This window comes from Methylobacterium sp. Leaf104 (genome assembly GCF_001422885.1).
Lineage (GTDB): Bacteria > Pseudomonadota > Alphaproteobacteria > Rhizobiales > Beijerinckiaceae > Methylobacterium.
In genome coordinates, this window is the sequence record NZ_LMMZ01000037.1 from 119,600 (window position 1) to 134,003 (window position 14,404).

Below are 14,404 nucleotides of genomic sequence, written 5' to 3' on the forward strand. Positions count from 1 at the left end.
CTTGGCCGTACAGGGGCCGGCATGCGGTAGCCGGGTCCGAGCTCTCTCAGGTTGACAGGATCGTTTTAACGCCGGCTTTACGCAGCTTCCGCCTGACGCGACGTTCTCACAGGCTCTCCTCGTCCCAGTCCGGTCCTTGTGTCTGACACGCTTCCCGCCGTTCCGGAGCCGAACGCGTTTCGGCTATCGGTGCTCTATGCCGTGGTCTTCGTCGAGATCGGCATCGCGATGCCGTTCATGCCGGTCTGGCTCAACGCCCTCGGCCTCGACGCGGCGGTCATCGGTGGCCTGCTCGCCCTGCCGATCGCGATCCGCATCGTGGCCACCGCACCGCTGGTCGGGCTGATCGATCGGGGCGTCGCCGCCCGTCGCATCCTGCTCGTCGGAAGCCTCGTCCTGGCCGGGACCTATCTGCTGATGCCGACGTGCGCCGCCCTGGGATGGCCGCTGCTCGCCCTCCTCATCGCGCTGAACGCCGTCGCGGCCGCGCCCCTGGTCCCAAGCATCGACTACCTGACGCTCGGCGCCGTGCGGCGAAGCCGGCGCCTCGATTATGCGCGCATCCGGATGGCGGGTTCCATCGGCTTCCTCCTCGCGAACTTTGCCGGCGGAGCCGCCCTCGGCGCCCTAGGTGAGCGGCTTGCCGTTCCCCTCCTGCTCACCGTGCTGGCGCTGATCGCCGCCGCCGTGGTGCTCATGGCCCGGGTCGACGCACCACCGGCCCCGCCGCGCCGTCCCGAGCAAGGTCGGCCGCGCCTGCCCGGCGTCCTGTGGCTCTCGATCGCGGCGGCGGCCCTGATCCAGTCGAGCCACGCGGCGATCTACGCCTTCGGCAGCATCCACTGGAGCACCCACGGGATCGCGACGTCGTGGATCGGTACGCTCTGGGCCATCGGCGTCGCCTCCGAAATCCTGCTGTTCGCACGCATCGGCCGCCTGCCCGCGCGCTGGCGTAACCCGTTCGTGCTGCTCGGCATCGGCGGGGGCGCGGCTCTCCTGCGGGCCGTCGGCATGGCCTCCTTCGGGGACCGCCTCGCACCGGTGATCGCCCTGCAGGTGCTGCACGGCCTCACCTTCGGGGCGACGCAGCTCGGCGCCATGGCGGCGGTGTCGCGCTTCGCGCCCGACGGCGCCCGTGGCCGGGCGCAGGGTACCGTCAGCTCGGCGGGTGCCCTCGCCTCGGCCAGCGCGACGCTGATGACGGGCGCCGCCTATCAGGCCGGCGGCGGGCCCCTCGCCTTCGTGCTGATGGCGCCGCTGGCCGCTCTCGGCCTGTGCCTCGTGGCACGCGCCGCGCAGGCCGCCCGCGCTTTCAGCCTTCACAGCACCACGATTGTGGGTCAGGGGGCAGGACAACCCGATTAACCTTGACCGTCCGGTAACCGTGATCGGTGTTACGTGACCGCGGCATGGAGTGCGGCGTCATTGGCTAGAGCCGAGATCAGGACCAGCCCGGAAGCTGCCGACGCCGCGATCCTCGAAGGCGGGCGCGTCGGCCTGTCCGGACGCTGGACCGCCGACCAGGGCGCATCCGTGGAGGTCGCCGCCGCGCGCATCGCCGACAGCGCCGCGGGCACGTCCCTCCTGGTCGACCTGAGCCGGATCGCCCGCCTCGACACCCTCGGCGCCTGGGTGCTGGAGCGGACCCGTGCCGAGATTGAGGCCGCGGGTGGTCGACTGGCCTATGCGGGCGCGACGCCCGAGCACCGCATCCTCCTGAGCGAGGTGAAGCTGCGCGCCGCCGAGCCGCCACCGCCGCGGCGTGGACGCCTCTTCGGCTTTCTCGACGATCTCGGCCGGAGGGTCGTGGGCGCCAAGTCCGACCTCGTCACGGGCCTCGCCTTCTTCGGCGAGGTCGTGACCGCCTGCATCCGGGTCGCCGCCCGGCCCGGTACCTTCCGGGGCACAGCCCTCGTCAATCAGATCGAACAGGTCGCCTTCCGGGGCGTCCCGATCATCGTCCTGATCTCGTTCCTCGTGGGTGGAATCGTCGCCCAGCAGGGAATTTTCCAGCTCCAGCGCTTCGGCGCCCAGAGCTTCGTCGTGAATCTCATCGGGCTCCTCATCCTGCGCGAGCTCGGGGTGCTGCTCACTTCGATCATGGTGGCGGGTCGCTCGGGCTCTGCCTTCACGGCCGAGATCGGCTCGATGCGGATGCGCGAGGAGGTCGACGCCCTGCGGGTCATGGGCCTCGATCCGATCGAGATCCTGATCGTGCCGCGCATCCTCGCCCTGGTGATCGGCCTGCCGATCCTGACCTTCCTCGCTTCGCTGGCGGCCCTGGCCGGCGGCGGCCTCACCGCCGCGCTCTACGGCGGCATGACCGTCGACGCGTTCCTGGCCCGGCTTCAGGCCGCCGTCTCCCTGCACCACGTGGCTGTCGGTTTGATCAAGGCACCGTTCATGGCGCTGATCATCGGCATCATCGCGACGATCGAGGGCTTCGCCGTGGAGGGCTCGGCCGAGTCCCTGGGCCGCCACGTCACGGCCTCAGTCGTCAAGTCTATCTTCATGGTGATCGTCCTCGACGGTTTGTTCGCCGTCTTCTTCGCCGCGATCGACTTCTGAGGATCGCCAGACCGTGTCCGTCCCGCATCTCCAGACGAGCTTGAATCACCCGGCGCCCTCCGCCGCACCGGAGCCGATCATCCGCGTGCGCGACCTCGTCGTCGGCTTCGGCAGCAAGATCGTGATGAAGGGGCTGAACCTCGACATCCGCCGCGGCGAGATCCTCGGCTTCGTCGGCCCCTCCGGCCAGGGCAAATCGGTGCTGACCCGGACGATCCTCGGCCTCGTCCCGAAGCGGGCCGGCACCATCGAGGTGTTCGGGGAGGACGTGGACGGCCTCACGGTGGCCCGGCGGCGCCGGATCGAGCAGCGCTGGGGCGTTCTCTTTCAGCAGGGCGCGCTGTTCTCGGCGCTCACCGTCAAGCAGAACATCCAGATGCCGATGCGTGAGCATCTCAACCTGTCCGAGCGCCTCCTCGACGAGTTCGCCCGCCTGAAGATCGAGATGGTCGGCCTGAAGCCGGATGCGGCCGACAAGCTGCCTTCGGAATTGTCGGGCGGCATGATCAAGCGCGCGGCCCTCGCCCGCTCCCTCGCCCTCGACCCCGAGATCCTGTTCCTCGACGAGCCGACATCGGGCCTCGACCCGATCGGCGCCGGCGAGTTCGACGAGCTCGTCGCGACCCTGAAGCAGACGCTCGGCCTGACCGTCTTCATGGTCACCCACGACCTCGACAGCCTCTACACCGCCTGCGACCGCATCGCCGCCCTCGGCGACGGCCAGATCATCGCGCAGGGAACCATCGAGGAGATGCTGGAGAGCGACCATCCCTGGCTCCGCTCCTACTTCCACGGCAAGCGCGGACGCGCCGTGGTCCCGCAGGGGACCCATCATGCGCCGGCCTGACGTCCTCCGCCCATTGCGTGCGGTCCCGCACCGCGCCCGCCCCCTTCCGCCAAGGTATTGCTGATCCGATGGAGACCCGCGCGAACTACGCCCTGATCGGCGCCTTCACCCTCGCGGTCGTGGTGGCGGCCTTCGGCTTCGTGTTCTGGCTCCAGGGCGGTTCCCGCAGCCAGGTCCGGCAGGCCGTGCGCATCGTGTTCTCGGGCACCGTCGGCGGCCTCGCCAAGGGATCGACCGTGGCCTTCAACGGCATCAAGGTCGGCGAGGTCATGGACGTTCGCCTGCTGCCGCAGGACCCGCGCCGCGTCGTCGCCATCGTGGAGGTCGAGCGCACCACCCCTCTGCGCGCCGATACCCGGGCCCGCCTCGATTCGGCGATGCTGACCGGCGTCTCGACGATCTCGCTGTCGGGCGGCAACGCCGATGCCCCGGCCCTGACGCCCGGCTCGGGCGACCAGATTCCGACGATCTTCGCCGACAGCTCCGACATCCAGGACATGATGGCGGCGGCCAAGCAGATCGCCCAGCGGGCCGACGATGTCCTCCAGCGCCTCGACAAGGTGGTGGCCGGCAACGAGGGCGCGATCACCCGCACCCTGGCCAATGTGGAAGCCTTCTCGAAGACGCTCGCGGAGGCTGGCCCGGCGGTGAGCGGCCTCGTGAGGGCGATCGATGGCGAGAAGCTGAACCGCGTCATCGACAATGCCGAGAGATTCTCCGGCGCCCTCGCCACCGGGAGCCCGGACATCGAGGGCGCCCTCAAGGACGCGCGCTCCCTGGCGGCCAAGCTCAATGCTTCGGCGGATCGCGTCGACGCGGTCCTGAAGGGAGCCGAGGGATTCCTCGGCTCGGCCTCCGGCTCTGCGGGCAGCAGCACGTTCACCGAGGTGCGCGAGGCGGCGATCTCCGTCCGCGACGCCGGACGGGCCTTCCGGACTCTCTCCGAGAATCTCGACAAGCGCACCTCGAACATCGCCACCAGCTTCAACCGCCTGAGCGGCACCGGACGCCGCGAGGTCGAAGCCTTGTCGACCGATGGCCAGCGCACGCTGAACACCCTGAACCGCACGGTGAAGAGCCTGGAGCGCGACCCCTCGCAGGTCATCTTCGGCGGCAAGCCATCGTTGCCAGAATACAACGGTGGTCGCTGAAGCGACCGCCGCACGGGCCAGGGTGCCGCGGCGCACGGCAACGATCCGGACTTGCGTTAGTTTACCGCCACGCTGCGCGGCAGTGCGGCGACGGGTTTCCAAAATGCGTATGACTCTTCACCGGACGGCTCCCGCGCTCGTCGCGATGCTCCTCGCCACCAGCCTCGGCGGCTGCGGCGGCGGTGCGGTGCCGCTCACCTTCGATCTCGCAGCTCTGCCGCCCACCGGGCGGGCCGTCGGCGCGGCGCGCTCGTTCACCGTGGCCGAACCGGTGGGCATCCAGCCCTTCGAGGCCGACCGCATCATCGTGCGCGAGCCGGGAGGCGCCCTGTCCTTTCTCGGCGGCGGCCAGTGGGCCGACCGCCTGCCGCGCCTGATCCAGACGCGGCTGATCCAGAGTCTCGAGAATTCGGGCCGCCTGAAGTCGGTGAGCCGCCCCGGGGACAAGATCGTTTCGGACTACCAGCTGATCAGCGAGATCCGGGCCTTCGACATCGCGGCCGGTTCCGGCGAGGCAGTGGTCGACATCTCCGCCAAGATCATCACCGAAGGTACCGGGAAGATCGTCGCTGCCCGGATCTTCACCGCGCGCGTGCCGGTGCCGAAGGTCGATGCCGGCAGCGCCGCGGTGGGGCTCGACGCCGCGCTGGCGCGCGTGCTCGGCGAGATGGTCGCCTGGGTGAATTCCGGCCGCTGAGCGGCCGGGGCCTCGGCCCTATCGCCGGCCTCATTCCATCACGGCCGCCTTCATGATCACCACCATGATGGCCTTTGCCGGCTCGGGTCCGATGCAGCGCACCGTGTGCGGCCGGTCGCAGCGGTAGCGCAGGGTCTCGCCGGCCCGCGCTCTCTGGACGGTGCCCGCCACCTCGACCTCGAGCAGACCGGATGTGACGGTGAGCGACTCGACGGAGCCGCGCTGATGCGGATCGGAGTCGAGCAGGCCGCCGGGATCGGCGGTCAGGTCGTACCATTGCAGCCACTCGACCGTCTTGATCCAGCCGATGATGGCGAGCCGGACCTTCCCGTCGTCCGAGACCAGGATCGGCGTGTCCGCGCGCGAAGTCTTCTCGATGAACGGCTCTTCGTCGCTGGTGGCGAGCACCCGCTCGATCGAGACGTCGAGGGCCTGGCTCAGGCGCCAGATCGTGGCCAGGGTCGGATTCGTCTCGTTGCGCTCGATCTGGCTGATGATCGACTTGGCCACCCCCGACTGCTCGGCGAGTTCCGACAAAGACAAGTTGTAGGCCTTGCGCAGGCGCTGGATCGTCTTGCCGAGCTGTCCGGAAAGCACCTGCGCCCCGGTGAGTATGTCCCGCTGCCGCCCGCGATCGGGCGTCGTCAACTGGTCGTCCATCTGATCCGACATCCACGCATCCGTTCCATTAACCGGACGCTTGTGCGTTACTTCAAACGCAAACGGCGGATCGGCGCAAGGCGCGGTCAGACCCAGAGGGCATGGAAATGGTGCACCGGGCCGTGCCCCTGCCCGACCGTGACGCCGTCGGCACCCGCGATCGCGGCCGAGACGTAGCGCTTGGCCTGCGTCACCGCCTCGACCATCGGCAGACCTCGGGCAAGGCCAGCCGCCACCGCCGACGAGAGGGTGCAGCCCGTGCCGTGCGTGTTGCGCGTACGGGTGCGCGGGGCGGCGAAGCGCCGGAGCGTGCCGTCGCTGCCCATCAGGTGGTCGACGCTCTCCTCGCCCTCGCCGTGCCCGCCCTTCACCAGCACGGCCCTGGCGCCGATGGCCAGGAGACGTCGGCCCTGCGCCACGGCGCCATTCTCCGTCTCGGCGGTGGGCTCGCCGATCAGGGTCGCGGTCTCGGGCAGGTTCGGCGTGACGAGGTCGGCAAGCGGCAGGAGGTGTCGGCGCAGGGCGTCCACCGCCGTCTCCGAGATCAGCCGATCGCCGGACGTGGCGACCATCACGGGATCGAGCACGATGGGGATCGAGCCCGCATGGCGCGCCAGCCCCCCCGCCACCGCCTCGATCGTGGCGACCTGCGACAGCATCCCGATCTTCACCGCGCCGACGGCGAGATCGGAGAACACGCTGTCGATCTGCGCCGCCACGAAGTCGGCGGGCACGTCGTGGATGGCCTGAACCCCGCGGGTGTTCTGCGCGGTCAGGGCGGTGATCACGCTCGCCCCGTAGACCCGCAGGGCCGCGAACGTCTTCAGGTCGGCCTGGATGCCGGCGCCGCCGCTCGAATCGGATCCCGCGATGGTGACGGCGATGGGGGTCATGGCGTGGCGGTCCTGTCGCTTCCTCGGTCTTGGGGGAAGCTTAGGCCGCGACACCCCGCGCGGCGAGGGCGGAATCGACGCGGAAACGCAGGTCGCGGGCGCGGCCTTCCACCGACTCGCCGGCGAACAGCGAGGAGATCACCGCGATTCCGTCCGCTCCGACCTTGATGACGGCCGCCGCGTTGCTGGCGTCGATGCCGGCGATCGCCCCGAGGGGGAAGGCGGCGCCGCGGGCGAGGCGTCCGCGGAAGAGGATGCGTGCGAGGCCGTCGAGGCCGACCGGCGGGTCGGGATTGTCCTTGCTGGTCGTCGCGAACACGCCGCCGATACAGGCGTAATCGACCGGCAGGCGGTAGAGCTCGTCGGCCTGGGTGCCGGTCTTGAGGGTCAGGCCGATGATCGCTTCCCGGCCGAGGAGACGGCGCGCGTCGGCGGGGTGGAGGTCGCTCTGGCCGAGATGCACCCCCTCGACGCCGGCTGCCAGGGCCAGGTCGACCCGGTCGTTGATGAGGAGCGGCACGCCGGTGCCCGCGAGCGCGGCCTGGATCGCCCGGATTCGGGCCAGGGCCGCGCGGGCATCCGCGATGGACTTTTCCCGGTACTGCAGGAGGGTGCACCCGCCCCGCACCGCCTCCGCCGCCATCGCGGCGAGTCGCCCACCATCGAAGCCGGACACTCCGGTGTCGAGGAGGCCGTAGAGCCGCAGGTCGACGGGCCGCCCCCGGCCGATGGCTTCGTCCCGTCCGATCACGCTGCACTTCCCCCGGTTCGTCACCGTTCGGTCCCAGTGTAGGACCGCGCTCCCGTCATCGGAAGGCCCGTCGCGCCAGACGGAGCCTTCGGAGATTCCTCGCGTTCTTCCCCGGATCCGAATCCGCACGGGCAGGAGCCTCACCTCGCATGGACTTGACGCAGAAGCAGAAGATGCTCGCCGGCGAGGTCTACAATCCCGACGATCCGGAGCTTCACGCCGACAGCCATGCCTGCAAGGCCTGGATGCAGCGCTACAACGCGGCCCTGGCCGAGACGCCGGCGGTCCGGCGTGCGTTGCTGCGCGAGCGGCTCGCCGCCGTCGGCGAAGGCGCGGTGATCCGGCCGCCGTTCCACTGCGACTACGGGCTGCACATCAGTCTCGGCGCCCACGTCTTCCTCAACTTCGGCTGCGTCATCCTCGATTGTGCCCCGGTGAGCATCGGGGACCGCACCCAGATCGGGCCCGGCGTCCAGATCCTCACCCCCGACCATCCGCGCGAGCCGCGCCCGCGCGAGGCCGGGCTTGAATTCGCCCGGCCGATCCTGATCGGCCGCAATGTCTGGATCGGCGGCGGGGCGATCCTTCTGCCCGGCATCACCGTGGGCGATCACGCCATCATCGGGGCCGGCAGCGTCGTCACCCGCGATGTCGCGGAAGGCACCACGGTCGTGGGCAACCCGGCGCGCGCCCTCCCGCGCAGCCAGGTTTGAGGCACCAGCCGAACCCGGATGTGGGACGAATTCGCCGGCACGGCTTTTCCGCGTTCATCACACCGTCGCGATGTGCCATGAGCAGGTGACAGTCGAACCGGATGAAACGGATAGCGGGCGGGGATCGGGGCGCGTGACCACGGCGGAGGAGATCCAGCGGCATGCGGAGGGTGCGCTCTCCAATCCGTCCGCCGTCGGACTCGTGGCCGTGATCATCGCGGCCACCGACGGCGAGCCGCGGGCGCTGACCGTCCAGGTCGGCAGCCAGGCCAAGGGCCGCTCGGACGGCCTGCCAGCGGGTCCCCTGGTGCCCGAGCACCCGACCCTGGAGCGCGGCCTGCGCGCCTGGGTGGAGCGCCAGACCCACCAGCGCCTGGGCTATGTCGAGCAGCTCTACACCTTCGGCGACCGCGACCGGCAGGGCGACGATGCCGGCGGCCTGCATTCCCTGTCGGTGGCCTATCTCGCCCTGGTGCGCGAGGTGCGCACGGGCGGCCTCGCGGAAGCCTCCTGGCGCAACTGGTACCGCTACCTTCCCTGGGAGGATTGGCGGGAGGGCCGGCCCGAATCGCTCGGCGAGATCGAGACGAAGCTCCTGGCCTGGGCCGAGCAGGCGACCGATCCGAAGCTGCGCCGCCGGCGCGAGGACCGCCTCGGCCTGACCTTCGGGCTATGCGGCGGGGCCTGGAACGAGGAACGGGTGCTGGAGCGCTACGAACTGCTGTTCGAGGCAGGCCTGATACCGGAGGCGCAGGGCCAGTGCGGCGAGGCCAGCGAGTCGGATCTCGCGATCACGGGCCAGCCCATGGCCCTCGATCATCGCCGGGTTCTGGCCACCGCCATCGGTCGCCTGCGCGGCAAGATCAAGTACCGCCCCGTCGTCTTCGAACTGATGCCGCCGACCTTCACGCTGTTCCAGCTCCAGCGCACGGTGGAAGCCCTGTCCGGCACCAACCTGCACAAGCAGAATTTCCGCCGCCTCGTGGCGCAGCAGGGATTGGTGGAGGAAACCGACGACGTGACCAGCGGGGCGACAGGTCGGCCAGCACGCCTCGTGCGTTTCCGGCGGGAGGTGCTGCTGGAGCGGCCGGCCCCGGGCTTCCGCCTGCGACCCGCTCGCCGGCCGGCCTGACGCCACCGCCTGGGGCGAATGACGTTTGCGCCGCAGCGTAATTTTCGCATCGCAAAAACGTTATGCTCAAACCCTGCATATCTGGACAAGGCGATCCGGGCCGCCTACGTTAGTCGGCACAATGCTCAGATTGAGCATAAGTGAGGACGCGTCAATGTCGGCGACCAGTCTCCCGATCGGCCCGGCTTTCCGGGGGCTTCCCGCGGGCTTTCCCCTTCCCGAGATCTACGAGCGCGTGAGCCGTCACGTGCCGGCGATCGAGTGGCCGGCCCTGGCCGAGGATGTCGCTGCCATCCTCGCGCTGAAGAAGGCGCGCAATGCCGTCATCCTGGCCCACAATTACCAGGCACCGGAGATCTTCCACACGGTGGCCGACATCGTCGGAGACAGCCTCGCGCTGGCTCGCGAGGCGGTGACGGTCGATGCCGACGTGATCGTGCTCGCCGGCGTCCACTTCATGGCCGAGACGGCCAAGCTCCTGAACCCCGGCAAGACCGTGCTGATCCCGGACAGCCGGGCCGGCTGCTCGCTCGCCGACTCGATCACCGCAGCGGACGTGCGCGGCCTGCGGGAGACGTATCCGGGCGTTCCGATCGTGACCTACGTCAACACCTCCGCGGCGGTGAAGGCGGAATCGGACCTGTGCTGCACCTCCGGCAATGCCGTCGAGGTCGTGCGCTCGCTGAACGCGCCGCGCGTACTGATGATCCCGGACGAGTTCCTGGCTCAGAACGTCCAGGCGATGGTGCCGGAGGTCGAGATCCTCACCTGGGCCGGGCACTGCGAGGTCCACGAGCAGTTCACCCCAGCCGACATTCGCGACGTCCGGGAGAGCTATCCGGGCGTCACCGTCATCACCCACCCGGAATGCCCCCCCGAGGTCGTCGCCGAGGCCGATTTCTCGGGCTCGACCGCGATGATGATGAACTTCGTCCTGGAGAAGCGTCCCAAGCAGGTGGTGCTCGTGACCGAGTGCTCCATGGGCGACAACATCGCGGCGGCCAACCCCGACATCGAGTTCATCAAGCCCTGCAACCTGTGCCCGCACATGAAGCGCATGAGCCTGAAGAACATCCGTCGCGCCCTGGAGACCATGACCCAGGAGGTCACGGTGGAGCCGGAACTCGCCGAGCGCGCCCGGATGGCGGTGGAACGCATGCTCGCGGTACGCACCCGATGAACGCGCACGCTCCGTTCTCCTTCGCGCTTCCGGGGTCGGACCGGATCATCGTGATCGGCGCCGGCATCGCCGGCCTCGCCACGGCCCTGCGCCTCGCGCCGCGTCCCGTCACCCTGGTCACGGCCTCCCCCCTCGGGGTCGGCACGGCGACCGGCTGGGCACAAGGGGGCATCGCCGCCGCCATGGCACACGACGACGCCCCGGCCCTGCACGCCGCCGACACGGTGGCGGCCGGCGCGGGCCTGACCGAGGCCGACGTCGCCCTGCGCGTCTCCACGGCCGGACCTGGCCTGATCGACTGGCTCGTCGGCCTCGCGGCGCCCTTCGACCGGGATGCCGCCGGTGCCCTCGCCCTCGGCCTCGAAGCGGCCCACTCGCGCCGCCGGATCGTCCGGGCCGGGGGGGATTCCACCGGGCGGATGGTGCTGGAGACCCTGGTCCGGGTCGTGGAGCGGACGCCGTCCGTCACGGTCCTCGTCGCCTCGGCCCGCGACCTGATGCGGGACGCCCGCGGCGCCGTGGCCGGCGTGGTCTGCGAGCACGACGGAGCCCGCTTCGCCCTGCCGGGCCGGGCCGTGGTGCTCGCCACCGGCGGGGTCGGAGCGCTCTATGCCTCGACCACCAATCCGCGCGGGGCGACCGGGCGCGGCCTCGCCCTGGCCGCCCGGGCCGGCGCGGTGCTGCGCGACATGGAATTCGTGCAGTTCCACCCCACCGCCATCGCCACGGGCGCCGATCCGATGCCCCTGGCCACCGAGGCCCTGCGCGGCGAGGGGGCACGGCTGATCGACGAGACCGGCGCCCCGGTAATGGCCGGAATCGCCGGCGGCGACCTCGCCCCGCGGGACGTGGTGGCACGCGGCATCTTCCAGGCGCAGGCGCGCGGCGCCCGGGTGTTCCTGGATTGCCGGGGCGAGCTCGGAGCCCGCATGGCCACGCGGTTTCCGACCGTGGCCGGCCTCTGCGCCGGCGGCGGCATCGACCCGAGGATCCAGGCGATTCCGGTCCGGCCGGCGGCGCACTATCACATGGGTGGCGTGAAGGTGGATGGGACCGGCGCCAGCACGGTGCCGGGTTTGTTCGCCTGCGGCGAGGTCGCCTCGACCGGGTTGCACGGCGCCAACCGTCTCGCCAGCAACTCGCTCCTGGAGGCCATGGCCTTCGCGCCGTGGATCGCCGAGGCCGTGTCCGCGGTGCCGGCTCCAGGCTATGCCCGGGCCGAGGCCGCTTCGTCCCGCATCGACGCCGACCGGGAGACCCTGCGGGCCGTGATGGAGCGGCAGGTCGGCGTGGTGCGCGAGGCGGAGGGGCTCGCGGAGGCGGTGCGCCACCTCGCTCCGGCGGCGCGGAGCGGCTGCGACGCCGCACTCACCGGCCTCGCCATCGCGGCCTCGGCGCTGTCGCGACGGGAGAGCCGGGGCGCGCACTGGCGCAGCGACCATCCCGCCCAGGACGTGCCGGCCCACACGGAAGTGGCTTTGTCCGATCTCTGGGCGATGGCCGCGGCGGTCGAACCCGATCAGGCCGTCGCCGCCGCCTGAGTCCAGCGTCTCCGGTCCCGCCCCGAGGGGCGGTACCGGCTCCTCCTCCTCCGCACCGGAAGCTGGACCATGTCCGATCCCTCAGAGCTGCCTCCCCTGCCCCGCCTGATGGTGGAACCGATCGTCCGCGCGGCGCTGCTGGAAGATCTCGGCCGGGCCGGCGACATCACCACCGACGCCATCGTGCCGGCCCGCGCCCGCCTGGAGGGCGTCATCGCCGCCCGTCAGGATGGGGTGATCTCCGGGGTCGACACGGCGGTGATCGCCTTCGGGCTGATCGATCCGAGCGTCGCCGTGACGGTGGAGCGCGGCGATGGCACCCGGGTGAAGCCGGGCGACGTGGTGATCCGCCTCGCCGGGCCGGCCCGGGCCATCCTCACCGCCGAGCGCGTCGCCCTCAACCTCTTGTGCCGCATGTCCGGGGTCGCCACCGCGACCGCTTCCCTCGTCGAGGCGGCTCGGCCCCACGGCAAGGCCCGCATCGTCTGCACCCGCAAGACCACGCCGGGCCTGCGCGCCCTGGAGAAGCACGCGGTGCGCGCCGGGGGCGGCTCGAACCACCGCTACGGTCTCGACGACGCCGTGCTGATCAAGGACAACCACGTCGCCGTGGCCGGCGGTATCGTGCCGGCGATCGAACGGGCACGGGTCTATGCCGGCCACCTCGTGAAGATCGAGGTGGAGGTCGACACACTGGCCCAGCTCGAGCAGGCCCTCTCGGTGAACGCCGACGCCGTGCTCCTCGACAACATGTCCCCGCAACAGCTCGCCGAGGCTGTGGCGATGATCGACGGGCGGGCCATCGCGGAGGCATCGGGACGGATCAACCGCGAAACCGTGGGGGCCGTGGCGGCCTCCGGCGTCGACCTGATCTCGTGCGGCTGGATCACCCATAGTGCGCCGATCATCGACCTCGGCCTCGACGCGGTCTGAGAGCCACCCGAACGGCCAAGGTGACACGGTGTTGCCACGAAATCACGACGCTGCGGCAAGCGTCGTTGCGGTGCGAATTCGGCTTGGCTTTGGAGCGTGAGCGTTTACGTCTTGGGCACACTTCGCACCGTAACGTGCGTCAAGTTTTCCAAGCCGTTTCCACAGAATACGTTCGCCTTTGAGAGGCTCCGATGCGCCGTTTCGCCCCCGCCCTGACCGGGCTCGTCTGCGCGCTGGGCGCGTGGGCTTCGCCCGCCGCCGCCTACGAGATCGACCCACTGACCCGTCAGCCGCTCGATAACGCCCTGGTCATCCGGGTGCGGCCACAGAACGAGCCCGTCGCGCTCCCCACCGCCAACGCCTCCCTGCCTGCCGCCGACCCGATGGCGCCGTCCGCCGCCGTGCCGCAGATGTCGGCGATCCAGCGCGAGGAAGTCGCCTATGCCGGCGGCTATGCCCCGGGCACCATCGTTGTCTCCACCGGCGAACGGCGCCTCTACTACGTGCTCGGCGACGGCAAGGCCCTGCGCTACGGCGTCGGCGTCGGCCGGCCCGGGTTCACCTGGGGTGGCGTGCAGACCATCACCATGAAGCGCGAGTGGCCCGATTGGCGTCCGCCGGCCGAGATGCTGCGCCGCCGTCCCGACCTGCCGCGCTTCATGAAGGGCGGCATCGAGAACCCGCTCGGCGCCCGCGCCATGTACCTCGGCAACTCGATCTACCGCATCCACGGCTCGAACGAGCCGGAGACGATCGGCACCGCCGTGTCCTCGGGCTGTATCCGCATGACCAACGACGACGTGGCCGATCTCTACACCCGCGCCAAGGTCGGTGCGAAGGTCATCGTCCAGCGCTGAACGCGCTCTACGCGTCCTGACTGTTCTCAAGGGGCCGGTGGAAACACCGGCCCCTTTTCGTCTGTGACGTCGGGTCCCGTTACTTCGACACGGCGAAGAAGCGCGACAGGAGCCAGAGCGGCACCACCACGACCGCGCCGGCCAGGATCCAGCGGCCGAAATCGTGGAAGGTGGCGAGGCCGAGGTCGATCAGGGTTCGGACCGCGTCGTAGGCGTGCCAGAACAGCAGACCGGGCGTGAGGCCGAGGGTCGCCATCACGGCACCGACCAGCACCGACAGGAACAGCAGCTTCATGAACACGGTGGTGGGCGAGCCGCCGAGGAAGCGACGCAGGGCCGAGCGCCGGCCCTGGTCGGGGAACGGCGCGCCGGCATAGGGTTGGCCCCCATAGGGCGGCGGGCGGCGCGGGTCGTGGTCGAGCGTCATGGGGGTCCCGGGGCGTGTCCTGAGGTCGTGCAATGCTCGCCTCTCAACCCCGTG

General features: G+C 70.4%; 15 protein-coding genes. 11 read left to right on the plus strand and 4 right to left on the minus strand.

Translation table 11 applies throughout. From position 1 onward, the window contains the following. Positions 1-138 precede the first annotated feature (138 nt). The 5 genes from ASF49_RS17540 to ASF49_RS17560 all read left to right on the plus strand — a co-directional run bounded on the left by ASF49_RS17540 (position 139) and on the right by ASF49_RS17560 (position 5,263). A complete protein-coding gene (locus ASF49_RS17540) occupies positions 139-1,365 on the plus strand; it encodes an MFS transporter (RefSeq protein ID WP_082511387.1) in 1,227 nt (408 codons plus the stop codon). 60 nt (positions 1,366-1,425) lie between these two features. Beyond that, positions 1,426-2,568: an ABC transporter permease gene (locus ASF49_RS17545; RefSeq protein ID WP_056475859.1), complete on the plus strand. Its 1,143-nt coding sequence runs from the start codon at positions 1,426-1,428 to the stop codon at positions 2,566-2,568. Between the two features lie 13 nt (positions 2,569-2,581). Further along, on the plus strand, positions 2,582-3,415 hold the full coding sequence (locus ASF49_RS17550) for an ABC transporter ATP-binding protein (protein ID WP_056475864.1): 834 nt from the start codon (positions 2,582-2,584) through the stop codon (positions 3,413-3,415). Between the two features lie 68 nt (positions 3,416-3,483). Beyond that, entirely contained in the window at positions 3,484-4,566 is a 1,083-nt protein-coding gene (locus ASF49_RS17555; protein WP_056475867.1) for an MlaD family protein, read from the plus strand. Positions 4,567-4,669: 103 nt separating this feature from the next. Continuing rightward, positions 4,670-5,263 (plus strand): ABC-type transport auxiliary lipoprotein family protein, encoded by a 594-nt coding sequence (locus tag ASF49_RS17560; protein ID WP_056475870.1) that lies wholly within the window; start codon positions 4,670-4,672, stop codon positions 5,261-5,263. A gap of 30 nt (positions 5,264-5,293) precedes the next feature. Here the strand turns inward: ASF49_RS17560 and ASF49_RS17565 are convergent, their stop codons facing one another. From ASF49_RS17565 to thiE, 3 genes are all read right to left on the minus strand, one after another. Further along, positions 5,294-5,923 (minus strand): helix-turn-helix domain-containing protein, encoded by a 630-nt coding sequence (locus ASF49_RS17565; RefSeq protein ID WP_056476384.1) that lies wholly within the window; start codon positions 5,921-5,923, stop codon positions 5,294-5,296. An 86-nt stretch (positions 5,924-6,009) separates the two neighbouring features. Next, entirely contained in the window at positions 6,010-6,816 is an 807-nt protein-coding gene (thiD, locus tag ASF49_RS17570) for a bifunctional hydroxymethylpyrimidine kinase/phosphomethylpyrimidine kinase (RefSeq protein ID WP_056475873.1), read from the minus strand. Positions 6,817-6,856: 40 nt separating this feature from the next. After that, positions 6,857-7,567, minus strand: coding sequence for a thiamine phosphate synthase (gene thiE, locus ASF49_RS17575; protein ID WP_056475876.1), 711 nt, complete (start codon positions 7,565-7,567; stop codon positions 6,857-6,859). A gap of 149 nt (positions 7,568-7,716) precedes the next feature. Between thiE and ASF49_RS17580 the strand changes: the two genes are divergently transcribed. The 6 genes from ASF49_RS17580 (at position 7,717) to ASF49_RS17605 (ending at position 13,923) form a co-directional block, all read left to right on the plus strand. Further along, complete coding sequence (locus ASF49_RS17580) at positions 7,717-8,280, plus strand: sugar O-acetyltransferase (protein ID WP_056475879.1); 564 nt, start codon at positions 7,717-7,719, stop codon at positions 8,278-8,280. A gap of 133 nt (positions 8,281-8,413) precedes the next feature. Continuing rightward, complete coding sequence (locus tag ASF49_RS17585; protein ID WP_243214664.1) at positions 8,414-9,412, plus strand: NUDIX hydrolase; 999 nt, start codon at positions 8,414-8,416, stop codon at positions 9,410-9,412. Positions 9,413-9,566: 154 nt separating this feature from the next. Then, on the plus strand, positions 9,567-10,592 hold the full coding sequence (gene nadA, locus ASF49_RS17590; protein ID WP_056475882.1) for a quinolinate synthase NadA: 1,026 nt from the start codon (positions 9,567-9,569) through the stop codon (positions 10,590-10,592). Next, on the plus strand, positions 10,589-12,133 hold the full coding sequence (locus tag ASF49_RS17595; RefSeq protein WP_056475886.1) for an L-aspartate oxidase: 1,545 nt from the start codon (positions 10,589-10,591) through the stop codon (positions 12,131-12,133). The genes nadA and ASF49_RS17595 overlap by 4 nt, the downstream gene beginning before the upstream one ends. Positions 12,134-12,202: 69 nt before the next feature. Continuing rightward, positions 12,203-13,066 carry a carboxylating nicotinate-nucleotide diphosphorylase gene (gene nadC / locus ASF49_RS17600; RefSeq protein WP_056475888.1) on the plus strand — a complete coding sequence of 288 codons (864 nt, stop codon included), beginning with the start codon at positions 12,203-12,205 and terminating at the stop codon, positions 13,064-13,066. Positions 13,067-13,257: 191 nt separating this feature from the next. Further along, positions 13,258-13,923 carry a L,D-transpeptidase gene (locus ASF49_RS17605; protein WP_056475891.1) on the plus strand — a complete coding sequence of 222 codons (666 nt, stop codon included), beginning with the start codon at positions 13,258-13,260 and terminating at the stop codon, positions 13,921-13,923. A gap of 79 nt (positions 13,924-14,002) precedes the next feature. Here ASF49_RS17605 and ASF49_RS17610 read toward each other — a convergent pair whose 3' ends face one another. After that, positions 14,003-14,350 (minus strand): DUF6460 domain-containing protein, encoded by a 348-nt coding sequence (locus tag ASF49_RS17610; protein ID WP_056475894.1) that lies wholly within the window; start codon positions 14,348-14,350, stop codon positions 14,003-14,005. Positions 14,351-14,404 lie beyond the last annotated feature (54 nt).

What these genes read in the sequence shown, in the direction of transcription:
- ASF49_RS17555 (WP_056475867.1), top strand. Translation starts at nt 3,484, where the DNA reads ATGGAGACCCGCGCGAACTACGCCCTGATCGGCGCCTTCACCCTCGCG.
- ASF49_RS17560 (WP_056475870.1), top strand. Translation starts at nt 4,670, where the DNA reads ATGCGTATGACTCTTCACCGGACGGCTCCCGCGCTCGTCGCGATGCTC.
- ASF49_RS17565 (WP_056476384.1), bottom strand. Translation starts at nt 5,923, where the DNA reads ATGGACGACCAGTTGACGACGCCCGATCGCGGGCGGCAGCGGGACATA.
- thiD (WP_056475873.1), bottom strand. Translation starts at nt 6,816, where the DNA reads ATGACCCCCATCGCCGTCACCATCGCGGGATCCGATTCGAGCGGCGGC.
- ASF49_RS17580 (WP_056475879.1), top strand. Translation starts at nt 7,717, where the DNA reads ATGGACTTGACGCAGAAGCAGAAGATGCTCGCCGGCGAGGTCTACAAT.
- nadA (WP_056475882.1), top strand. Translation starts at nt 9,567, where the DNA reads ATGTCGGCGACCAGTCTCCCGATCGGCCCGGCTTTCCGGGGGCTTCCC.
- ASF49_RS17595 (WP_056475886.1), top strand. Translation starts at nt 10,589, where the DNA reads ATGAACGCGCACGCTCCGTTCTCCTTCGCGCTTCCGGGGTCGGACCGG.
- nadC (WP_056475888.1), top strand. Translation starts at nt 12,203, where the DNA reads ATGTCCGATCCCTCAGAGCTGCCTCCCCTGCCCCGCCTGATGGTGGAA.
- ASF49_RS17605 (WP_056475891.1), top strand. Translation starts at nt 13,258, where the DNA reads ATGCGCCGTTTCGCCCCCGCCCTGACCGGGCTCGTCTGCGCGCTGGGC.
- ASF49_RS17610 (WP_056475894.1), bottom strand. Translation starts at nt 14,350, where the DNA reads ATGACGCTCGACCACGACCCGCGCCGCCCGCCGCCCTATGGGGGCCAA.